The organism is uncultured Bradyrhizobium sp. (assembly GCF_936943645.1).
Taxonomy (GTDB): domain Bacteria; phylum Pseudomonadota; class Alphaproteobacteria; order Rhizobiales; family Xanthobacteraceae; genus Bradyrhizobium.
This window is the reverse complement of sequence record NZ_CAKZJO010000105.1, coordinates 12,622-34,833: the sequence shown is the minus strand read 5'-3', so window position 1 is coordinate 34,833 and position 22,212 is coordinate 12,622. Positions and strand designations below refer to the sequence as shown.

Annotated in this window: 19 protein-coding genes; 12 read left to right on the top strand and 7 right to left on the bottom strand. The window is 65.1% G+C overall.

The window, feature by feature from the left end; genetic code table 11:
• Positions 1 to 117: 117 nt before the first annotated feature.
• Both Q0743_RS30985 and Q0743_RS30980 read right to left on the bottom strand, forming a co-directional pair.
• Positions 118 to 1,536 carry an amidase gene (locus Q0743_RS30985; RefSeq protein ID WP_298245219.1) on the bottom strand — a complete coding sequence of 473 codons (1,419 nt, stop codon included), beginning with the start codon at positions 1,534 to 1,536 and terminating at the stop codon, positions 118 to 120.
• A gap of 53 nt (positions 1,537 to 1,589) precedes the next feature.
• Complete coding sequence (locus Q0743_RS30980; RefSeq protein WP_298245218.1) at positions 1,590 to 2,366, bottom strand: SDR family oxidoreductase; 777 nt, start codon at positions 2,364 to 2,366, stop codon at positions 1,590 to 1,592.
• A gap of 156 nt (positions 2,367 to 2,522) precedes the next feature.
• Between Q0743_RS30980 and Q0743_RS30975 the strand changes: the two genes are divergently transcribed.
• Entirely contained in the window at positions 2,523 to 3,596 is a 1,074-nt protein-coding gene (locus tag Q0743_RS30975) for a tartrate dehydrogenase (RefSeq protein ID WP_298245217.1), read from the top strand.
• Positions 3,597 to 3,818: 222 nt separating this feature from the next.
• Here the strand turns inward: Q0743_RS30975 and Q0743_RS30970 are convergent, their stop codons facing one another.
• The 4 genes from Q0743_RS30970 to Q0743_RS30955 are packed head-to-tail and all read right to left on the bottom strand — an operon-like array spanning position 3,819 to position 8,029.
• A complete protein-coding gene (locus Q0743_RS30970; protein WP_298245216.1) occupies positions 3,819 to 4,892 on the bottom strand; it encodes a malate/lactate/ureidoglycolate dehydrogenase in 1,074 nt (357 codons plus the stop codon).
• Positions 4,893 to 4,903: 11 nt separating this feature from the next.
• Entirely contained in the window at positions 4,904 to 5,815 is a 912-nt protein-coding gene (locus Q0743_RS30965) for an NAD(P)-dependent oxidoreductase (protein ID WP_298245215.1), read from the bottom strand.
• 12 nt (positions 5,816 to 5,827) lie between these two features.
• Entirely contained in the window at positions 5,828 to 7,078 is a 1,251-nt protein-coding gene (locus Q0743_RS30960) for a Zn-dependent hydrolase (protein ID WP_298245214.1), read from the bottom strand.
• 33 nt (positions 7,079 to 7,111) lie between these two features.
• A complete protein-coding gene (locus tag Q0743_RS30955) occupies positions 7,112 to 8,029 on the bottom strand; it encodes a LysR family transcriptional regulator (protein WP_100178978.1) in 918 nt (305 codons plus the stop codon).
• Between the two features lie 120 nt (positions 8,030 to 8,149).
• On the opposite strand from Q0743_RS30955, the gene Q0743_RS30950 reads away from it, so the two are divergent.
• From Q0743_RS30950 to Q0743_RS30925, 6 genes are all read left to right on the top strand, one after another.
• Positions 8,150 to 8,965: a putative hydro-lyase gene (locus Q0743_RS30950; protein WP_298245213.1), complete on the top strand. Its 816-nt coding sequence runs from the start codon at positions 8,150 to 8,152 to the stop codon at positions 8,963 to 8,965.
• Positions 8,966 to 9,054: 89 nt separating this feature from the next.
• Positions 9,055 to 10,299 carry an ABC transporter substrate-binding protein gene (locus tag Q0743_RS30945; protein WP_298245212.1) on the top strand — a complete coding sequence of 415 codons (1,245 nt, stop codon included), beginning with the start codon at positions 9,055 to 9,057 and terminating at the stop codon, positions 10,297 to 10,299.
• Positions 10,300 to 10,493: 194 nt separating this feature from the next.
• The gene (locus Q0743_RS30940; protein WP_298245211.1) at positions 10,494 to 11,372 is read left to right on the top strand and encodes a branched-chain amino acid ABC transporter permease; all 879 of its coding nucleotides are present in this window, start codon (positions 10,494 to 10,496) and stop codon (positions 11,370 to 11,372) included.
• Positions 11,372 to 12,355: a branched-chain amino acid ABC transporter permease gene (locus Q0743_RS30935; protein WP_298245210.1), complete on the top strand. Its 984-nt coding sequence runs from the start codon at positions 11,372 to 11,374 to the stop codon at positions 12,353 to 12,355. Before Q0743_RS30940 ends, Q0743_RS30935 begins: the two co-directional genes overlap by 1 nt.
• The gene (locus Q0743_RS30930) at positions 12,352 to 13,083 is read left to right on the top strand and encodes an ABC transporter ATP-binding protein (RefSeq protein WP_298245209.1); all 732 of its coding nucleotides are present in this window, start codon (positions 12,352 to 12,354) and stop codon (positions 13,081 to 13,083) included. The genes Q0743_RS30935 and Q0743_RS30930 overlap by 4 nt, the downstream gene beginning before the upstream one ends.
• Positions 13,067 to 13,771 (top strand): ABC transporter ATP-binding protein, encoded by a 705-nt coding sequence (locus Q0743_RS30925; RefSeq protein WP_097659416.1) that lies wholly within the window; start codon positions 13,067 to 13,069, stop codon positions 13,769 to 13,771. The genes Q0743_RS30930 and Q0743_RS30925 overlap by 17 nt, the downstream gene beginning before the upstream one ends.
• Positions 13,772 to 13,959: 188 nt before the next feature.
• Here Q0743_RS30925 and Q0743_RS30920 read toward each other — a convergent pair whose 3' ends face one another.
• On the bottom strand, positions 13,960 to 14,646 hold the full coding sequence (locus tag Q0743_RS30920; protein ID WP_298245208.1) for an aldolase: 687 nt from the start codon (positions 14,644 to 14,646) through the stop codon (positions 13,960 to 13,962).
• On the opposite strand from Q0743_RS30920, the gene ltnD reads away from it, so the two are divergent.
• From ltnD to Q0743_RS30895, 5 genes are all read left to right on the top strand, one after another.
• Complete coding sequence (gene ltnD / locus Q0743_RS30915; protein WP_367184956.1) at positions 14,636 to 15,670, top strand: L-threonate dehydrogenase; 1,035 nt, start codon at positions 14,636 to 14,638, stop codon at positions 15,668 to 15,670. The genes Q0743_RS30920 and ltnD overlap by 11 nt on opposite strands.
• A gap of 14 nt (positions 15,671 to 15,684) precedes the next feature.
• Positions 15,685 to 16,467, top strand: coding sequence for a 2-oxo-tetronate isomerase (otnI, locus tag Q0743_RS30910; RefSeq protein ID WP_298245206.1), 783 nt, complete (start codon positions 15,685 to 15,687; stop codon positions 16,465 to 16,467).
• Complete coding sequence (gene otnK / locus Q0743_RS30905; RefSeq protein ID WP_298245205.1) at positions 16,464 to 17,741, top strand: 3-oxo-tetronate kinase; 1,278 nt, start codon at positions 16,464 to 16,466, stop codon at positions 17,739 to 17,741. The genes otnI and otnK overlap by 4 nt, the downstream gene beginning before the upstream one ends.
• A gap of 170 nt (positions 17,742 to 17,911) precedes the next feature.
• The gene (locus Q0743_RS30900; protein ID WP_298245204.1) at positions 17,912 to 19,603 is read left to right on the top strand and encodes a methyl-accepting chemotaxis protein; all 1,692 of its coding nucleotides are present in this window, start codon (positions 17,912 to 17,914) and stop codon (positions 19,601 to 19,603) included.
• Between the two features lie 177 nt (positions 19,604 to 19,780).
• On the top strand, positions 19,781 to 21,973 hold the full coding sequence (locus tag Q0743_RS30895) for a methyl-accepting chemotaxis protein (RefSeq protein WP_298245203.1): 2,193 nt from the start codon (positions 19,781 to 19,783) through the stop codon (positions 21,971 to 21,973).
• Positions 21,974 to 22,212 lie beyond the last annotated feature (239 nt).

Here is a 22,212-nt window from a genome sequence, read left to right as displayed (position 1 = left end):
GGCGCTGCGCCGCAGAGCCGGGACCCAGGGTTGTACGGGAAGTCTCGGCGAGATGGGCTCCGGCTCTGCAGCGCGCCGCCGAAGAGGCGTTGCGCCGCGTCCGGGGCGCGGAATACCCTACTTCTTCACCCTGGGATCGATCGGCGTCTGTCCGCGCAGGCCCAGAATGTCCTCCAGCACCTTCGCGCCAGCGAGCACGTCTGCATCGCCCCTTGGCGCGCCGACGACCTGCACGCCGACCGGCAGGCCGGACGCCGTGAAGCCGCACGGCAGCGACAGCGAGGGGCAGCAGGCGAGCGTGATGGCGTAGACGATGCCGAGCCACTCGACGTAATTGTCGAACCTCTTGCCGGCGCATTCGGCGACATAGCGGTGCTCGATCGGGAAGGGCGGTACGATCGTGGTCGGCGTCAGCAGCAGGTCGTAGGTCTTGAAGAACTCGACCGCGCGCGCGGTCATGCCGACGCGCTGCGCTTCGGCGCGCGCGATCTGCTCGACGGTGAGCTTGAGGCCTTCCTCGATGTTCCAGATCACCTCGGGCTTGAGCAGATCGCGCTTGGTGCGCAGCAGATTGGCCTTGGTCATCGCGAAATCGAACGCGCGCAGCACGTGGAAGCACTCATGCGCCTCGCGCCAGTCGGGATGCGCCTCCTCGACGATGGCGCCAGCTTCCGCGAAACGTTCGGCTGCCTTGCGCGTGATCGCCTTGACCTCGGGATCAACAGGCGTGATGCCGAGATCGGGCGAGTAAGCGATGCGCTTCGGCTTCCTGCCCGACTGTGCCGCGGACAGGAACGAGGCTGCGGGGGCGGGCAACGACAGAGGATCGTCCGCATAGTCGCCGCTCATGGCATCCAGCAGCAGCGCAAGATCCTCGACGTTGCGTGCCATCGGGCCGACCACGCCGAGATTGCGGTCGATACCGGATTTGGGAGTATGGGCGACGCGGCCAATGCTGGGGCGCATGCCCACGATACCGCAGAAGGCCGCCGGGCTGCGCAAGCTGCCGCCCATGTCCGAGCCCTGGGCGAGCCAGGCCATGCCGGTCGCCAGCGCTACTGCCGCGCCGCCGGAGGAGCCGGCCGCGGATTTCGTCGTATCCCAGGGATTGAGCGTCGCGCCGAACACCTCGTTGAAGGTGTTGGCGCCGGCGCCGAACTCCGGCGTATTGGATTTGGCATAGATGACCGCGCCGTTGGCCTCGAGGTTCTCGACCATGAGGTCGGACTTTGCGGGAACGTTGTCCTTGAAGATCGGCGAGCCCTGCGTGCTCAGCACGCCCGCAACGTCGGTCAAGTCCTTGATCGGCAGCGGCAGCCCCGCCAGCAGCCCGCGCGCGCCGGCAGGTTTTCGCATCAAGGCCTTGGCGCTGTCCCGCGCGCGATCGAAGCAGAGGATCGGCAGCGCATTGACCTTGCCGTCGACCTCGCCGATGCGCTTTTCCACGACATCAAGCAGTTCGAGCGGCGAGACGTCGCCGGAGCGCAGCTTGTCGACGACGGCGCAAGCGGTTTGGCGGATCAGGTCTTGAGACAACTATTCTACTCCTGTGCTTATCATGCCGCGATTGCTCGCAATGACGGCAATACTTAACCCCATCCGGCGCTGATGCCGCCGTCCACCGTGTAGATCACGCCCGACGTATACCCGGCACGATCCGACGCCAGGAACGCCATGAGGTCGCCGATCTCGCGCGCATGCGCAGGCCGCCCGAGCGGCAGGCTCTTCTGGAATTCCTTGTAGCGGCTTTCGTCACCGAACTGGTGCTTGGCCCGCGTCTTCAGCAGCGTGACGTGGCGATCGGTGCCGACAGGGCCGGGATTAATGCCGACCACGCGGATGTTGTCGGCAAGGCTCTTGCCGCCGAGCGCGCGGGTGAAGGCCATCAGAGCGGCATTGCCGGCGCTGCCGCAGACATAGTTGGCGTCGAACTTTTCGCCGGCCGCGCCAATGTCGTTGACGATCACGCCGCCGCCCTTGGCCTTCATCTGCGCGTAGATCTGCCGCGTGAGGTTGATGTAACCGAAAACTTTCAATTCCCAGGCGTGACGCCAGGTCGCTTCGTCGATCTTGTCGATCGAGCCGCCCGGAATGTCCCCGGCATTGTTGACGAGCACGTCGATGTCGGCGGCTTCCCGGGCGAGCCGCGCCAGATCCTCGGGCTTGCGCAAGTCGACGACGCTGGTTGCCGCATCGATCTGATGCGCGGAGCGCAGGCGGTCCGCCAACGCCTTGAGCTGGTCGCCGCTGCGGGCGGCGAGCAGGAGGTTTGCGCCTTCCTCGGCAAACGCTTCGGCCGCGGCGGCGCCAATGCCCTTGGACGCGCCTGTGATCAGGACGCGCTTGCCACGCAGATGCAGATCCATGAGGGTTACTCGCGGGATGGGAGCAGGATCAAATCAGTAGGCGCTCGGCCGCGCCACGGTCAACATTGCAGTGCAGCGTTGCACTGCCGCCGCGTTTGGTCCATTGCGGTGCGGTCAAAAAGGCGGCGGCTGCCGGACCAATCAAGGACGTTCTCGATGAGCAAGAAACAATACCGGATTGCGGTTATTCCCGGCGATGGCATCGGCAAGGAAGTGATGCCCGAGGGCCTGCGCGTCCTGGAGGCTGCGGCGAAGAAGCACGGGGTCTCCCTTCATTTCGACCATTTCGACTTCTCGTCCTGGGACTATTACGAGAAGCACGGCCAGATGATGCCCGACGACTGGAAGGAGAAGATCGGCAAGCACGATGCGATCTATTTCGGCGCGGTCGGTTGGCCGGCGAAGATTCCGGACCACGTCTCACTGTGGGGCTCGCTGATCAAGTTTCGCCGCGAGTTCGACCAGTACGTCAATCTGCGCCCGGTGCGGTTGATGCCTGGCGTGCCGTCGCCGCTGGCGGGCCGCAAGCCCGGCGACATCGATTTCTGGGTGGTGCGCGAGAATACCGAAGGCGAGTACTCCTCCGTCGGCGGCCGCATGTTCCCGGACACCGACCGCGAATTCGTGACGCAGCAGACGGTGATGACCCGCACCGGCGTCGACCGCATCCTGAAGTTCGCCTTCGAGCTCGCGCAGTCGCGGCCGAAGAAGCACCTGACCTCGGCGACCAAGTCGAACGGCATCTCCATCACCATGCCCTATTGGGACGAGCGCGTGGAGGCGATGGCCAAGAAGTTTCCGGGCGTGAAGTGGGACAAGTACCACATCGACATCCTGACCGCGAACTTCGTGCTGCACCCGGACTGGTTCGACGTCGTGGTCGGCTCCAACCTGTTCGGTGACATCCTCTCCGATCTCGGCCCGGCCTGCACCGGCACGATCGGCATCGCGCCGTCGGGCAACATCAATCCCGAGGGTGATTTCCCCTCGGTGTTCGAGCCGGTGCACGGCTCGGCGCCCGACATTGCGGGGCAGGGCATCGCCAACCCGATCGGTGCGATCTGGTCGGGCGCGATGATGCTGGAGCATCTCGGCGAGAAGGTCGCCGGCAAGTCGATCGTCGAGGCCATCGAGCGCACGCTGGCCGAACGCACGCTCCGCACCAAGGATCTCGGCGGCAATGCCGACACCACGGCGTGCGGCAAGGCGGTCGCGGATATGGTGGATTGAGGCGGAGCCTTCGCGAAGGCTAACTCCGCGGTTGCAACAACCTCTCCTGTCGTCCCTGCGAAAGCAGGGACCCATAACCACGGGGAGAGGTTGTTTGGCTAGGCTGGCAACTCCGAGTCTTCGCCAAACAACGTTCTGTGGTGGTTATGGGTCCCGGATCTGCGCGCGCCTTAAGGGCGCGCTGGTCCGGGACGACACCGTTTGTGATTGCTCGTCTCGAGACTACCCCGCGATCTTCTCGATCGCCGCCTGATCCAGCCCGAACTTCTTCCCGGCCTCGATGATCTCCTGCCAGGTGGTGGGATCGACCGGAATGCCTTCGGCGAGGCGCTTCTTCTTGGTCTCTCGTTCGGGCTCGCCGGCGATCTTCACCCTGTCGACGCCGGGGCCGGGAGGTGAGCCGGTGTGCCAGGCAACGAAGCCCTCGACTTCGCTTGCCAGGTTCTCGCCAGTGCCAAGCTTGTTCGGATCGATGACGATCGAGAGCATGCCGTTGATAACGTTGTATTTGCCGTCGGACGGGCCCTTGACCACCTGCCCGCCGGAAAGTGCGCCGCCGAGGATTTCGCACACCAGCGCGAGCCCCGATCCCTTGTGCTCGCCGAACGGCAGGATCGCGCCGTACGGCGGGATCACGGTGTAGCGCGGATCAACCGTGGGCTTGCCCTCGTTGTCGATGATGGTGCCGGGCTCGAGCGCGACGCCCTTGTTGTGGGCAACGCGGGTCTTGCCTTGCGCGATCCGGCTGGTGGCGAAGTCGAGCACGATCGGCTCCTTGCCCCTGCGCGGGATGCCGACGCAGAACGGGTTGGTGCCGTGGCGCGGATCGCTGCCGCCCCAGGGCGCCACGATCGGGCGCGAGATCACGTTGACGAAGTGGATCGAGACCAACCCGTGGTTGATGCACTGCTCGGCCCAATGGCCGATGCGGCCGATATGATGCGAGTTGGAGAGGCCGACGAGGCACACGCCATTCTTCTTGGCGCGCTCGGCCGCCAGCTCCATCGCTTCATGGCCGATCACCTGGCCATAGCCGGTGACGCCGTCCAGGGTGAGGAGCGGGCCGGTGTCGAGCACGGTCTTGACATGCGCGTTCACGGCGAGGCCGCCGTTCACGATGCTTTGGACATAGCGTGGGATCATGCCGACGCCGTGCGAGTCATGGCCCTTGAGATTGGCCTCGACCAGATTGGTGGACACGAGCTCGGCCTCGCGGTCCGAGGAGCCGCCGGCCTTGACGATGGCGCGGATGGCGTTGGTGAGTGGCTCTGCCTTGATGGTGCGATAGTCGGCCATTTTTATTGCTCTTATCCGTTCACGATCCGGCGGCAGTGGACCCATGCCGCTTCAATCAGGTTTTCGCTGGCTTCCGGCGTGCGGAAGGCGGAATGCGCCGACAGCGTCACGTTCGGAATCTTCGTCAGCGGATGATCGCCGGGCAAGGGCTCGGTGTTGAAGACATCGAGACCGGCATGGCGCATATGGCCCGATTTCAGCGCGTCGATCATCGCCTGCTCGTCGACGATCGCAGCGCGCGCGGTGTTGACGAAGATGACGCCTGGCTTCATCTTCGCGATCTTCTCGCGCGTGATCATGCCGCGCGTCTCGTCGTTGAGCAGCAGATGCAGCGACACGACGTCGCTTCTGGCCAGCACCGTGTCGAGATCGGTGAACTCGACGCCCGGATGGCTCTTCGGCGAGCGGTTCCAGGCGATCACCTTCATGCCGCTGCCCGAGGCAATGCGCGCGACCTCGGCGGCGATGCCGCCGAAGCCGATCAGGCCGAGCGTCTTGCCGGTGAGCTGCATGCCGTCCTCGCGCAGCCAGCTGCCGGCGCGCATCTCGCGGTCCATCATCGCGATGACGCGCGCGGAAGCCCACATCAGTGCGATCGCGGATTCCGCCACGGCCGTATCGCCGTAGCCCTTGATCAGGTGCACGGAGATGCCGAGCTCGGTGAGCTCCTCCGGGTTCATGTAGCTGCGCGCGCCGGTGCCGAGGAACACGACGTGCTTCAGGCCGGTGCACTTCTTCGCGACCTCGGTCGGCAGCGCGGTGTGGTCGACGATCGCGATCTCGGCGCCGCCGAGAACTTCCGGATATTGCTCCGGCTTGATGTCAGGATCCCTGTGGATCCGCACCTTGGGATCACCGGGCTTTTCCAGCCGCTCCATGATTACGGCGAGGGCTTCGTTGGCGTCGACGAAAACTCCGCGCATGGCTCTCTCCGGTCAGGACGCGACGCCGGCGATCGCCAGCACGGTATGCATGAGGACGTTGGTGCCGGCGGCGCAGTCGGGCTGCGTCGCGTCTTCCAGCTCGTTGTGGCTGATGCCGTCCTTGCAGGGCACGAACACCATCGCGGCGGGGATGACGGTGTTGAGGTTGCAGGCGTCATGGCCGGCGCCGGAGGTGATGCGGCGCGAGGAATAGCCGAGCGTCTTTGCCGCGTTCTCGACCGCCGCAATGAGCTTGGGATCGAAATGCGTCGGCGGCTTGCGCCAGACCAGGTCGAGCTTCACCTCGACCTTGCGGCGCGCGGAGATCTCGGCGATCGCTGCGCGCAGGTCGCGGTCGAGCGCGTCCATGATCGCGCCGTCGGCGCTGCGGCAATCCATGGTGAAGGCGATCTCGCCGGGAATGACGTTGCGCGAGGGGTTGGCGATCACTGCCTCGCCGATGGTGCCGACCGCATTCGGCCCGTGCTTCTTCGCGATTGCTTCCATCGCCAGCACGATCTCGGAGAGCGTCGCCAGCGCATCGCGGCGCAGCGGCATCGGCGTCGAGCCCGCATGGCTCTCGAAGCCGGAAATCTTGCCGTCGTACCACAGTACGCCCTGGCCGGAATCGACGACGCCGATGGTCTTGCCCTCGGCCTCCAGGATCGGACCCTGCTCGATGTGCAGCTCGACGAAGCAGCCGAGCTTCTGGGAGCCGACCGGCTTGTCGCCGCGATAGCCGATGCTGTCGAGCGCCTGGCCGACGGTGGTGCCGTCGATGTCCTTGCGCGACAAAATGTCGTCGGTGGTGAAATCGCCGACATAGGCGGCCGAGGCCATCATCGCAGGTGCGAAGCGCGAGCCTTCCTCGTTGGTCCAGTTGACGATGCAGATCGGGGCGTCGGTCTCGATGCCGGCATCGTTCAGCGTGCGGATCACTTCCAGCGCGCCGAGCGTGCCCAGGATGCCGTCATACTTGCCTCCGGTCGGCTGGGTGTCGAGATGCGAGCCGATGCCGACCGGCAGCTTCGACATGTCGCGCCCCTTGCGCAGGCCGAATTGCGAGCCGAGCGCGTCGGTGTGCACCTCGAGGCCGGCGTCCTCGCAGGCTTTGCGGAACCAGTCGCGCACCTGCTTGTCCTCGGCGCTCAGCGTCAGTCGCCGCACGCCGCCCTTGGCCGTCGCGCCGAATTGCGCGGTCTCGTGGATGGAGCCCCAGAGGCGGGCGGAATCGATTTGCAGGTTGGTGACGGCTCGGCTCATGCGGGTGGGTCTCTCGATTGTCCGGCGCCTTTTTCAATGACCCGCCAACGCGGGCGCGTCAACCGCGAGGCTGCTCTGCGCAATCTGCCGTGCAAGCTCGGCGACGCGCTCCACCGCGACGACGTCGGGCGAGGCGAGCCAGCTTGCGGTGAAGGTCAGCGGCGCGATGGCGAGGTCGGTGTCGAGCAGCTGCAGCCGACCGTCAGCGAGCTCGTTCTCGACGATGGCATCGGGGATCACGGCGACGCCGAGCCCTTCGACCGCCATGTGGATGACGGTCGCCAGCGAGGCGGAGGCATGCAGGCGGATCGGCGGCAGCTCGGGCCGGTCGAACACCTCGCGCACGACCTCGTAAGGCTTGGTCTTGCGGGGGAAGGTGATGATCGGAAACCGCGCGAGCTCCGCCGGCGTCACCGGGCCCTTGCCGAGGCCGAGCGAGGGGCTTGCGAGAAATCCGATCGGGTAATCGGCGAGCACGCGGTTGTGCACGCCGGAGGCGGACAGCGGCCCGACGACAAACGCAAGCTCGATCTCCTGCGCGAGCAGGCGCGCGGTGAGATTCGGCGTGATGTCGACCTCGATCTCCAGCGACAGGTTCGGATAGACCTGGTTGACGCTCTTCACGAGGCGCGGCAGCCAAGTGTGCACGATGGTCTCGGCGACGCCGAGCCGCATCACGCCGCGCATCGCGGAGGCGTCGCTGATCTCCGCCATCATCTGCGCGCGCAGGCCGATCAGCTTCTCCGCATAGACCATCATCTGCCGGCCGCTCGGGGTCGGCGAGGCCACGCGATGATCGCGGTTGAGGAGCTTCACGCCCATCTCGCGCTCGAGCTGGGCGATGCGCTGGGAGATCGCGGGCTGGGTCGTGTTGAGGCGCTGGGCGGCGCCTCGAAAGCTGCCGAGCTTCACAACCCAAAGGAACGTCTCGATCGACCTGAAGTCCAGCATTGGAAGGATTTTCCCAGTCGATAAAAAAGATTTATCGAGATTGATTAGAAACGACGATTAGACTTTATAGCACGCTTGGTGTTGGCTTGTCTTTGTCGAGTTTATAGGCAGGTCGATCACATGACTGTTTTGGTGGCAGCGCAGCAAACTGAAACGCCCGACACGCTCCCGAGCCGCAAGGCCCGACTCGCCTATCGCGCGGGGCTGGTCGCTTCCACCGCCGGCGCCGCCCCCGGCTTCGTCCAAGGCAATCTGGCGATCCTGCCGGCCGAATATGCCGGTGCCTTTCACCGCTTCTGCCAGCTCAATCCGAAGCCGTGCCCGATCATCGGGATGTCCGACGTCGGCAGTCCCTTCATCCCGGCGCTCGGCGCCGATCTCGACATCCGTACCGACGTGCCGCGCTACCGTGTCTGGCGTGACGGCGAGGTGGTGGACGAGCCGACCGATGTGACGAAGCATTGGCGCGACGATCTCGTGACCTTCGTGCTCGGCTGCTCGTTCTCGTTCGAAGAGGCGCTGCTCGACGAGGGCATGCCGATCCGCCACATCGAGCACAATGTGCGCGTGCCGATGTACCGCACCAACATCGCCTGCGGTGTATCAGGTCCGTTCGCCGGTCCCATGGTGGTGTCGATGCGCCCGTTCAAGCCGGCGGACGCGATCCGCGCTGTGCAGATCACCTCGCGCTATCCCGCTGTGCACGGCGCGCCCGTGCATCTCGGTCATCCGCACCTGATCGGCATCAAGGACATCGCCAAGCCCGACTATGGCGATCCCGTGCCGGTGGCCGACGACGAGATCCCGGTGTTCTGGGCCTGCGGCGTGACCCCGCAATCGGTGATCAACGCCGCCAAGCTTCCGTTCGCGATCACGCATTCGCCCGGCCTGATGCTGGTGACGGATCTCAAGAACAGGACCATGGCCGTGATTTAGTGGGCAGCATCTGCTGCTTCTTCGAGCTTTACCGCGTCTATCAATCGCTTCATTCGATCAGCCGAAACTCAGTCAAAGAGGACTCTGCCATGACGATCACTCGCCGCGACGTATTGTTGGGTGCCACTGCCACCGCAGCGCTGGTGCCGCTGGCCGCCCGCGCACAGACTTCGGAAGTCGTGATCGGCGTGATCTATCCGTTCTCCGGCGGCAGCGCGCAGCAGGGTGTCGACGCGCAAAAGGCCTATGAGACCGCGCTCGAAGTCATCAACAAGGCCACCGATTTCGACCTGCCGCTGGCGAAGGGCGAGGGCCTTCCGGGTCTTGGCGGCGCCAAGGTCCGTCTCGTGTTCGCCGACCACCAGGCCGATCCGCAGAAGGGCCGCGCCGAGGCCGAGCGCCTGATTACGCAGGAGAAGGTCTGTGCCGTCATCGGCACCTATCAGAGTGCGGTTGCCGTCACCGTCAGCCAGATCTGCGAGCGTTACCAGGTTCCGTTCGTCTCGGCCGACAATTCCTCGCCCAGCCTGCATCGCCGCGGCCTGAAGTACTATTTCCGCGCCGCGCCGCACGACGAGATGTACTCGGCCGCCATGTTCGACTTCTTCGACGCCATGAAGAAGAAGGGCACCAAGATCGAGACGCTGTCGCTGTTCCACGAGGACACCATCTTCGGCACCGATTCCGGCAACGCCCAGGCCAAGATCGCCGGCGAGCGCGCCTACAAGATCGTCACCGACATCAAGTATCGCGCCAACTCGCCTTCGCTTTCGGCCGAGGTGCAGCAGCTCAAGTCCGCGAACGCCGACGTGCTGATGCCCTCGAGCTACACCACCGACGGCATTCTCCTGGTCAAGACCATGGCCGAGCTCGGCTACAAGCCGAATGCGATCGTGGCGCAGGATGCCGGCTTCTCCGAGAAGGCGCTCTATGACGCGGTCGGCGACAAGCTCGAAGGCGTGATCTCGCGCGGCACCTTCTCGCTCGATCTCGCGCAGAAGCGCCCGATGGTCGGCAAGATCAACGACATGTTCAAGGCGCGCTCGGGCAAGGACTTCAACGACCTCACCTCGCGCCAGTTCATGGGCCTGATCATCCTCGCCGACGCCATCAGCCGCGCCAAGTCGACCGACGGCGAGAAGATCCGCGACGCGCTGGCGGCGACCGACATTCCGGGCGAGCAGACCATCATGCCCTGGAAGCGCGTCAAGTTCGACGAGATGGGCCAGAACAACGATGCCGATCCGGTGCTGCTGCAATATATCGGCGGCAAGTTCGTCACCATCTTCCCGCCGCAGGCCGCGATCGCGGAAGCGGTCTGGCCGATGAAGTAAGCGCTGCGGGGACCAAGCACTTTTGCGGTGTAGCCAATCGAGCTGCCTCCCCGCGACGTCATTGCGAGCGAAGCGAAGCAATCCAGTAATGTATCCACGGAGACAGTCTGGATTGCTTCGTCGCAAGGGCTCCTCGCAATGACGGAGGAGTTAGCTTCGGCTCTCATTCTGAGCGCATTTCGGGGGACAGAGTTTTGACAGCCCAAGCCATTATCCAGAGTCTCGCGAGCGGCCTGCTCATGGGCCTGCTCTACGGACTGATCGCGGTCGGCCTTGCGCTGATCTTCGGCCTGATGGACGTCACGAACTTCGCCCATGGCGAGTTCCTGATGATCGCGATGTACCTGTCGTTCTTCCTGTTCGCGTTCTTCGCGATCGACCCCTTGCTGTCGGCGCCGCTGGTCGCCGCGGCGCTCTTCATCTTCGGAGCGGTGGTCTACCTGTTGATTGTCCGCTTCGCCATGCGGGCCAAGGCCAATGCCGGCATGGTGCAGATCTTCACCACCTTCGGCCTCGCCATCGTGATGCGCGGCCTCGCGCAGTACTTCTTCACGCCCGACTATCGCAGCATTCCGCAGTCATGGCTCGGCGGCAAGACCATCTCGATTGCCGGCATCTTCTTACCCGAGCCGCAGCTTGTCGGCGCGCTGGTCTCGATCGCGGCTTTCGCCGGTCTGTACTTCTTCATCCACCGCACCGATTTCGGCCGCGCGCTGGAAGCCACGCGCGAAGATCCCGGTGCCGTCGCGCTGGTCGGCATCGACAAGAACCGCGTGTTCGCGTTCGGCTGGGGCCTCGGCGCCGCGCTGGTCGGTCTCGCCGGCGCGATCATGGCGGTGTTCTTCTACATCTATCCCGACGTCGGCGCGTCCTTTGCGTTGATCGCCTACGTCACCGTGGCGCTTGGCGGTTTCGGCAGCGTGTTTGGCGCGTTTGCCGGCGGCATCATCGTGGGCTTGGTCGAAGCCACCACCGCACTGGTGCTGCCGCCGTCGTTGAAATCGGTCGGCATCTACGCCGTCTATCTGCTGGTCGTCTTCATCCGGCCGCGCGGCCTGTTCGGATCGATCTGATGGACAAGGAATTTGCAGCGCGGCGCCGCCGCGACCTCATCATCGCCGCGGTGCTGGCCGGGATCGCGGCGCTGACGCCATTGTTCGTGAAGGACGTCGTCGTCCAGAACATCCTGATCCTGACCTTGATGTATGCGGGACTGTCGCAGAGCTGGAATATCCTGTCCGGCTATTGCGGGCAGATTTCGCTCGGGCACGCGCTGTATTTCGGCCTGGGGGCCTACACCACCGAGCTGCTGTTCACCAAGTTCGGCGTGCTGCCCTGGTTCGGCATGCTGGCGGGTGGCGTGGTGTCGGCGCTGATCGCGATGGGGCTCGGTTATCCCTTCTTCCGCCTGCGCGGCCATTACTTCGTGATCGCCACCATCGTCATCGCCGAGATCGGCTTGCTTCTGTTCCACAATTGGGATTGGGCCGGCGCCGCGATGGGCATCACCATCCCGATCCGCGGCGACAGCTGGCTGAAATTCCAGTTCCTGCGCACCAAGCTGCCGTATTTCTATTTCGCGCTGGCGCTGTGCTGCCTCGCCTGGTTCGTCACCTGGTGGCTGGAAGATTCCAAATGGGGCTTCTGGTGGCGCGCGGTGAAGGACAATCCGGACGCGGCCGAGAGCCTCGGCGTCGACGTGTTCAATTCCAAGATGGGCGCGGCCGCGGTCTCCGCCTTCCTGGTTGCCGTCGGCGGCAGTTTCTACGCCCAGTTCGTCTCCTACATCGACCCCGAGAGCGTCATGGGCTTCCAGTTTTCGCTGTTGATGGCGCTGCCTGCCGTGCTCGGTGGCATCGGCACGCTGTGGGGGCCGGTGCTCGGGGCCGCCATCCTGATCCCGCTGACCGAGCTGACGCGCTTCAAGTTCGGCGGCTCGGGACGCGGCGTCGACCTCATCGTCTACGGCACGCTGATCGTGCTGATCTCGCTGGCCTTGCCGCGGGGGCTGCTCAGCCTGTTCGCGCGCCCGAAGAAGACGGGAGCCGCCCGATGACCGCGCTGCTTGAAACCCGCGGCGTCTGGCAGCGCTTCGGCGGCCTCGTCGCCAACAGCGACGTCTCGATCTCGGTCGGCCGCGGCGAGATCGTCGGCCTGATCGGCCCCAACGGCGCCGGCAAGTCGACGCTGTTCAATCTCATCGCCGGCGTCTTGCCGCCGACGCAAGGCTCGATTCTATTTGACGGCGAGGACGTCACGAACATGCCGGCGGCCGCGCGCTGCCAGCGCGGGGTGGGGCGCACCTTCCAGGTGGTCAAGAGCTTCGAGACCATGACTGTGATCGACAACGTCATCGTCGGCGCGCTGGTGCGCAACACCGTGATGCGCGAGGCGCGCCGCAAGGCGCGTGAGGTGCTCGAGTTCACCGGCCTTGCCGCACGTGCCGACGTGCTCGCCAGCGACCTCGTGCCGGCCGAGAAACGCCGCCTCGAAGTCGCGCGTGCGCTCGCGACCGAGCCGAAGCTGCTGCTGCTCGACGAAGTCCTCACCGGACTGACGCCGACCGAGGCGCAGACCGGCGTGGCCCTGGTGCGCAAGGTGCGCGATGCCGGCATCACCGTGCTGATGGTGGAGCATGTCATGGAAATCGTGATGCCGCTGGTCGACCGCGCCATCGTGCTCGACCTCGGCAAGGTCCTGGTCGAGGGCAAGCCCGCCGAAGTGGTCCGCGATCCCAAGGTGATCAAGGCATATCTGGGAGATCGTCATGCTGTCGGTGCGTGAAGTCACGACCGCCTATCAGGGTCTGGTCGCGATCTCCGCGGTCAGCATCGAGGTCACCAAGGGTGAAATCGTCTGCGTTGCCGGTGCCAACGGTGCCGGCAAGTCCACTTTGCTGAAGTCGATCGCCGGTGCCGAGCGTCCGCGCTCTGGCAGCGTGACCTTCGACGGCAAGCAGATCAACGGCATGGCGCAGCATCACATCACGGCGGCCGGCATCGCCTATGTGCCGGAGAACCGCCGCCTGTTTCCGCGCCTGTCGGTGCGCGACAATCTTCGCCTCGGCAGCTATCTCTATCGCGGCGAGGCCGACCGCGAGGCACCGCTCGATCTCGTCTTCAAGCTGTTTCCGCGCCTCGCCGAGCGCCTCGATCAGCGCGCCGAGACGCTCTCCGGCGGCGAGCAGCAGATGCTCGCGATCGGCCGCGCGCTGATGACGCGTCCCCGCCTGTTGATGCTGGACGAGCCCTCGCAAGGCATCATGCCGAAGCTGGTCGACGAGATCTTCCAGGCGGTGAAGCTGATCCGCGACAGCGGCATGACCGTCCTGATCGTCGAGCAGCGCATGGCCGAGTGCCTGGAGATCGCCGACCGCGCCTACATCCTGCAAACCGGCCGCGTGCTGATGCAGGGCCCGGCCGCGGAGATCAAGGGCAATCCGGACGTGCGCAAGGCGTATCTGGGGCTGTAGCTCGACTGCGGCCGCAATCTCCGCCGTCATCCCCGCGCAACCGCGAAGCGGTTGTCGCTGGAGGTGCGCGCCCTTCGCGCGCCTCGAAGGACGGGCCGCGAGCGCCTGTAGCCCATCCTTCGAGGCTTCACCTTGCGATGCGCTGCATCGCAAGGCTCGCACCTCAGGATGACGTCAGTGTGCGTGGTTCAATGCTCGTGCCCATGCTCCGGCAGCGTCACCCCGAAAACCTTCACCAGATCCGTCACCTGCTCCGGCGACAGATAGCGCGGGTTCAGCCCGCGCAGCAGCAAATAGAGCTTCGCCGTCTCCTCCAGCTCCTCCGTCGCAAACACCGCGGCTTCCAGCGTGTCGCCCGCGACGACCGGGCCGTGATTGGCGAGCAGCACGGATGAATATTTCCCCGCCAGCCCCTTGATCGCATCGGCCACCGCGGGATCGCCGGGGCGGTAATAAGGCACGAGCGCGGTGGCGCCGCATTTCATCAGATAATAGGCCGTCATCGGCGGCAGCGCGGCGTGCGGGTCGATCTCCGGCAGCATCGAGAGCGCGACCGAATGGGTGGAGTGCAGATGCACGATCGCGCGTGCACTGCCGCGTGTGTCGTAGAGCGCGGTGTGCAGGGGAACCTCTTTGGTCGGAGCATCCCCCGAAACCAGCTTACCCTCCGCATCCAGCCGAGACAACTTTGCCGGGTCGAGGAAGCCGAGCGAGGCATTGGTCGGCGTCACCAGCCAGCCGCCGCCGTCCAGGCTGACGCTGATATTGCCTGATGAGCCCGGCGTCAGCCCGCGCTCGAACAGGGACCGTCCGAAGCGGCAGATATCCTCGCGCAGCCTTGTCTCGTTGCTCGTGTCGGTTCTCATGGCCGTCATGTCCGCTTGTCTCACGCTTTGGCAGCGCGGCCAAGCCGTGTTATCGGTTCGCCGAGCCGCCGCAAAAGCCGGCCATCCAGGAAACGTTCGCAAGGGTCAGTTGCATATGTCCGCCTCCACGTCTCAAAAACAGCGCATCGCCGTCATCGGGCTTGGCTCGATGGGGTACGGCATGGCGACCTCGCTGAAGCGCGCCGGCCACGCGGTCACCGGTTGTGACGTTTCGGCAGACGCAGTGGCGCGCTTCGTGAAGGACGGCGGGGCAGGCGCAAAGACGCCGGCCGAGGCGGCCAAGGACGCCGACATCGTCGTCAGCGTCGTCGTCAACGCTGCCCAGACCGAGGCGATCCTGTTCGGCAAGGACGGGGCCGCCGAGACCATGCCGAAAGGCAGTGTGTTCGTCTCCTCCGCCACCATGGATCCCGAAGTGGCGCGGCGCCTCGCCAAGCAGCTGGAGGCAACCGGCCGGCTTTATCTGGATGCGCCAATCTCCGGCGGCGCGCAGCGCGCGGCACAAGGCGAGCTGACGATCCTGGCCTCCGGCAGCTCCGCCGCGTTCGCAAAGGCCCGGCCGGCGCTCGATGCCATGGCCGCAAAACTCTACGAGCTCGGCGATGCCGCCGGCCAGGGCGCCGCCTTCAAGATGATCAACCAGCTTCTTGCCGGTGTGCACATTGCCGCCGCGTCGGAAGCGATGGCATTCGCGGCCAAGCAGGGCCTCGACATCCGCAAGGTCTATGAAGTGATCACGGCGTCCGCCGGCAATTCCTGGATGTTCGAGAACCGCATGCCGCACGTGCTCGACGGCGATTACACGCCGCGGAGTGCCGTCGAGATCTTCGTCAAGGATCTCGGCATCATCCAGGACATGGCGCGCAGCGCGCGATTCCCCGTGCCGGTCTCGGCCGCCGCCCTGCAGATGTTCCTGATGACGGCTGCCGCCGGCATGGGCCGCGATGACGACGCCTCGGTGGCGCGTATGTATGCGCAGGTCACCGGCGTGAAGCTGCCCGGCGACAAGTAACGAAGAGGACTCCCATGCCCCGTTTTGCCGCCAATCTCTCGATGATGTTCACCGAGGTGCCGTTCCTCGATCGTTTCGACGCCGCCGCGCAAGCCGGCTTCACCGCGGTCGAGTTTCTCTTTCCCTACGAGCACCCGGCCGAGGCGGTCGGCGAGCGTCTCAAGCGCAACGGCCTGACCCAGGCGCTGTTCAATCTGCCGCCGGGCGACTGGAACGCCGGCGAGAAAGGCTTTGCGGCGCTGCCGGCGCGGTTCGCCGATCTCAAGGCGAGCCTGGAGACGGCGCTGCCTTACGCCAAGGCGACCGGCGTGAAGCGCCTGCATCTGATGGCCGGCATCGCCAACCGTGGCGAGCGCGTCGCGATCGAGGCCTTCTACAAATCGGTGGCATGGGCTGCGGAGTTCTTCGCTCCCCACGGCATCGACGTCGTGATCGAGCCGATCAATGCGCGCAACGTGCCCGGCTACTTCCTCAACGATTTCGGCTTTGCCCGCGACCTGATCCAGGAGCTGAGGCTTGCGAACCTCAAGCTGCAGTTCGACATCTATCACTGCCAGATCATCCATGGCGACGTCACCATGCGGCTGCGCGAGATGATGCCGATCATCGGCCACGTCCAGATCGCCAGTATCCCCTCGCGCAACGAGCCGGACGGCGAGGAGCTGAACTATCCGTTCCTGTTCGAGGAGCTCGATCGGCTCGGCTATGCCGGCTTCGTCGGCTGCGAGTATAACCCGCGCGGCAAGACCTCCGACGGTCTCGCCTGGTTCAAGCCTTACGCTGGAGTGAAGCCGTGACCCTTGCGCTGGGCTGCATCGCCGACGACTACACTGGCGCCTCCGATCTCGCCAACACGCTGACGCGCGCGGGCCTGCGCACGGTGCAGACCATCGGCGTGCCCTCGGACGATCTCGCGCTGCCCGAGGTCGATGCCGTCGTGGTGTCGCTGAAGAGCCGCTCGATCGAGGCCGGCCTTGCCGTGTCGCGCTCGCGCGCGGCGGACAAATGGCTGCGCGGCCGCGGCGCGCGCCATGTGCTGTTCAAGATCTGCTCGACCTTCGATTCCACCATTTCAGGCAATATCGGCCCCGTCATGGACGCGCTGCGCGCCGATTGCGGCGAGGGAGCCGTGCTGGTGACGCCGGCCTTCCCGGAGACCGGCCGCACCGTCTACCAGGGCAATCTCTTCGTCGGCGCCGTGCCGCTGAACGAGAGCCCGCTGAAGGACCATCCGCTCAACCCGATGCACGATTCCAACCTGGTGCGTGTGCTCGCGCGTCAGAGCCGGACGCAGATCGGCCTCGTCGACCTCGCCACCGTCACGCGCGGTGCGGATGCCGTGCGGGCGCGGCTGGTCGAGCTTGCGGCCCAGGGCATTGGCGCTGCCATCATCGACGCCGTGTTCGACCGCGACCTCGAGACCATCGGCCTCGTCGCCGGTCAGCATCGCCTGTCGGTCGGTGCCTCCGGCATCGGCCTTGGACTGGCGCGCGCGCTGGTGTCGACGGGCGAGGTCAAGCCCGCTGGGGCGAGCGGTGAAGCCGGTGCTGCGGTTGGCGGACCGGCGGCATGCCTTGCCGGAAGCTGCTCGCAGGCGACGCTGAAGCAGATCGCCAGCGCCGAAAAGGTCATGCCGGTGCTCCATCTCGATCCGGACCGTATTCTTACGGGGGCGGATGAAGTGCAGCGCGCGCTGAGCTGGGCGAGGCCTCGGCTCGCCGATGGTCCGGTGCTGATCGCATCGAGCTCGACGCCGGATCAAGTCGCCGCCCTGCAGGCTCGCCACGGCCGCGATGCCGCCGGCCATGCCATCGAGCAGGCGATGGCCGATATCGCAGAAAACCTCGTGAAAGCAGGGGTTCGGCGGCTCGTTGTCGCCGGCGGCGAGACCTCCGGCGCCGTCGTCGATCGCATTCAAATTCCGGGCTTCCTCGTCGGCGCGGAGATCGCCGCCGGTGTCCCGGTGTTGCGCGCGGTCGGTGCCGAAGCCGGGGAGATGCTGCTCGCCTTGAAGTCCGGAAACTTCGGCGGACCCGAGTTTTTCTCGGACGCGCTTAGGCTCATGCGTTGAACGCAGGGCGTTTTTAGTCCCCTGTTCATCTCTTTGGATTTCCGTAGCCGTGCGGAGTCGCAGCTAACGTCTGCGCGGTTGGTCTGCTGCGTGGATGTCGGCGCCGCTCCTCTTTGGTTGATTCCTACAGCTACCGACGCGCGCCCGCGCCAGCACAACGAGCCCCGATTATGTTTGCAAAGCTTTCCATCCGCGCCAAGATCATCAGCGTCGTGGCGTTCCTGCTGGTCGCGATGACCGGCATGGGCCTGCTCGCCGTCATGAAGATGCGGACGATCAACGCCAACACCGTCGACATCACCACGAACTGGATGCCGAGCGTCAGGGTGATCGGCGACCTCCGCGCCGCAGTCATTACCTATCGGAACGTGGTGCGCCAGCACATGCTGGCCGAAGCTCTGGACGACAAGCTCGTGGTGGAGAAGACCGCCGCTACCGTGACAGAGGCGCTTGCCAAGACGCGTAGCAAATATGAGGCCATGATCAGCTCCCCGGAAGAGCGGGCGCTCTACAGCCAATGGTCCAAGCTCTGGGACGACTACAAGAAGGGAACCGAAGACGTCTTCGCGATCTCGCGCAAGGAGGCTGGGAAGATCCCGCACGATGCGCAGGAGCTGAACTCCAAGACGGTCAACAAGATCGGTCTTGCGGCGGATGAGATCCTGACCAAGGACATCGAGCTCAACACCAAGGGTGGCGAACAGGCCGCCGCGGAGGCTGCCGACACCTTCTACTACGCCTTCATGCTGGTCGCGATCATCCTGGGCATCGCCGTCATTGCCGGCGTTGCCGTGGGCTTCTACCTGGTTCAGGACGTCTCGAAGGGCATCAACTCGATCATCGAACCGATGCAGGCGCTGGGCAAGGGCGACCTCGCAGCCGAGGTCCCGCATCGCGGCGAGAAGACGGAGATCGGCGCCATGGCCGACGTGCTCCAGATCTTCAAGGAAGCGCTGATCGCCAAGAAGGCAGCGGACGAGGCTGCGGCCGCGGATGCCGAAGCCAAGATCGAGCGCGGTCGCCGCGTCGACAACATCACCCGCGACTTCGAAACCATGATCGGCGAGATCGTGCAGACCGTGTCGTCGGCTTCGACCCAGCTCGAAGCTTCGGCCTCGACCTTGACCTCGACCGCCGACCGTTCGCAGCGGCTGGCGACCACGGTGGCCAGCGCTTCGGAAGAAGCCTCGACCAACGTGCAGTCGGTGGCCTCGGCGACTGAGGAGATGGCCTCGTCGGTCGGCGAGATCAGCCGTCAGGTGCAGGAATCGGCGCGGATGGCGGGCGATGCCGTCGGCCAGGCCCGTGCCACCACCGAGCGCGTCAGCGAGCTGTCCAAGGCGGCCGCCCGCATCGGCGACGTCGTCGAGCTGATCAACACCATCGCCGGCCAGACCAATTTGCTCGCGCTGAACGCGACCATCGAAGCCGCCCGTGCCGGTGAAGCCGGCCGTGGCTTTGCGGTCGTGGCTTCCGAGGTGAAGGCGCTCGCCGAGCAGACCGCGAAGGCGACCGGCGAGATCGGCCAGCAGATCTCCGGCATTCAGGCGGCGACCAACGACTCGGTCGGCGCCATCAAGGAGATCTCCTCGACCATCGAACGCCTGTCGGAAATCTCGTCGGCGATTGCAGCTGCGGTGGAAGAGCAGGGCGCGGCGACGCAGGAGATCGCCCGCAACGTGCAGCAGGCCGCGCAAGGTACCCAGCAGGTCTCCTCCAACATCACCGATGTGCAGCGTGGTGCGACCGAGACCGGCACGGCCTCCTCGCAGGTGCTGTCGGCAGCACAGATGCTGTCCAACGACTCGGGCCGCTTGAAGAGCGAGGTCAGCAAGTTCCTGACCAACGTCCGCGCAGCCTGACCTTCTTCAACAGGTATTCGACTATGCAAGAGCGGCGCCCTCGGCGCCGCTCTTTTGCTTTGGGCCCGAGTATCGGCCTCCTTTGACTTATTTTTCACGTGGGTCGTACGGTTCCAAATCTTTACGGGTTCCGAACTCGGGTAACCTTAACTCGGCACGGTATTTCGGAGGCCCACCGTGAAGCTGCTTTCATTTTCTGCCATTCGCTCCATCCAATTGAAGATCGCGCTGATCGCCGGCATTTGTCTCGCGGTCACCTGTGTCGTGCTGATCGGTTACGGCCTGTTCTCGACGCAGAGCATGAATCAGTACGTGACCCACGAGGTCATGCAGCTGGTCGACCACCAGACCAAGGAGAGCCTGATGAATCGGGCCTCCACCGAAGCCAACGCGATCAAGGCCGAGCTCGAGGTGGGCTTTGATGCGGCGCGCACCACAGCGCATGCCTTCGCGACGCTGGCCGACGAGAAGGTCGGCACTCCCATCGCGGCCCGGCGTGCCCAGTTCAACGCGCTCCTGCGCCACGTGCTCGAGCTCAATCCTGCCTTCAACGGCACCTATTCGGCCTGGGAGCCCGGCGCATTGGATAACGATGACGCGGCGTTCAAGGGCCGCAAGGACGTGGGATCGGACAATACCGGCCGCTTCCTGCCCTATTGGACGCGCAATGCCAACGGCGATATCGCCGTTCAGCCGCTGGTCGAGTACGACAGCAGCGAGCGGCATCCCAACGGCCTCGTGAAGGGCGCCTGGTACATCAATCCGAACACGACGGGTCAGGAGAACATCCTCGGTCCGCTGCCCTATATCGTTCAGGGCAAGGCCGTCTTCCTGGCGACCATGTCGGTGCCGGTCATGATCGGCGGCAAGTTCCGCGGCGTCGCTGGCGCCGACTACAATCTCGATTTCGTGCAGAAGCTCGCCGTCAAGATCAACGGCTCGCTGTTCGAGGGCAAGGGCAAGGTCGCGATCCTCAACGATACCGGCCTGATCGTTGCCAACAGCGCCAATCAGGACGTGATCGGCAAGAACGCGTCGGAAGCCGATCCGCGCTGGAGCGAGAGCCTCGCCATCATCAAGGCCGGCAAGCGTACGGTGCAGGACGATCCCAAGTTCGCCAATATTGACATCTATGCGCCGGTCCGCTTCGGACTTACGGAGAACGCCTGGTCGGTCGTGATCTCGATCCCGCGCGACGTCGTGCTGGCCTCCGCACGGCAACTGGATGCCTCGCTCAGCGCCCGTGCGACGTCGAGCACGTTCTGGCAGCTCGGCGTCGGCCTCGTCATCGTGCTCGCCGCGATCTTCCTGATCTCGTTCGCGGCCCGCAAGATCGCGCGGCCGATCCAGGATTGCGCGAATTTCGCCGACGGCATCGCCAAAGGCGACTTCAACCAGCAGCTCGAGATCGACCAGGCCGACGAGGTCGGTCGGCTCGCGACGTCCCTCAGCTCGATGCAGGGCGACATCAAGCGCAGCATCGAGCAGCGTGCCCAGGACCAGGCGGCCGCCGACCGCGAGCGCAAGCGCGCGATGAACGAACTGGCCGACAGCTTCGAAGCGCAGGTGGGCGGCATCGTCGAGACGGTCTCGGCCGCGTCCGGCGCACTGGAGACCTCGGCGGGATCGCTGAGCTCGACCGCCGAGCGGGCGCAACAGCTTGCCTCCGTCGTCTCTGCCGCGTCCGATCAGGCGTCCGGTAACGTGCAGTCGGTGGCCTCGGCGACCGAGGAGATGGCCTCGTCGGTCGGCGAGATCAGCCGTCAGGTGCAGGAATCGGCGCGGATGGCGGGCGATGCCGTCGGCCAGGCCCGTGCCACCACCGAGCGCGTCAGCGAGCTGTCCAAGGCGGCCGCCCGCATCGGCGACGTCGTCGAGCTGATCAACACCATCGCCGGCCAGACCAATTTGCTCGCGCTGAACGCGACCATCGAAGCCGCCCGTGCCGGTGAAGCCGGCCGTGGCTTTGCGGTCGTGGCTTCCGAGGTGAAGGCGCTCGCCGAGCAGACCGCGAAGGCGACCGGCGAGATCGGCCAGCAGATCTCCGGCATTCAGGCGGCGACCAACGACTCGGTCGGCGCCATCAAGGAGATCTCCTCGACCATCGAACGCCTGTCGGAAATCTCGTCGGCGATTGCAGCTGCGGTGGAAGAGCAGGGCGCGGCGACGCAGGAGATCGCCCGCAACGTGCAGCAGGCCGCGCAAGGTACCCAGCAGGTCTCCTCCAACATCACCGATGTGCAGCGTGGTGCGACCGAGACCGGCTCGGCATCCTCGCAGGTGCTGTCGGCGGCACAGATGCTGTCCACCGACTCGGGTCGCTTGAAGAACGAGGTCAGCAAGTTCCTGACCAACGTCCGAGCGGCCTGAGCCGTCGTCCGGCCCGACGACAAGCGGCACGTGCAGCGTGAGGGGACCCACAGTCCACCAGCGCTGCACCGTGCAATTTTCACAAGCAACGTTTTGATAAGCATATGAAATGACGTCCCCCGCCTCGCGGCTGCACTTTGACGTGAGACAACATCGTGTTGCGAACGTCGGGTAGTTCTCGTGAGGGTCGATCCGTTCCATCCCAGGAAACGGCGTTCGGGAGAAGGAAGACAGCGGTG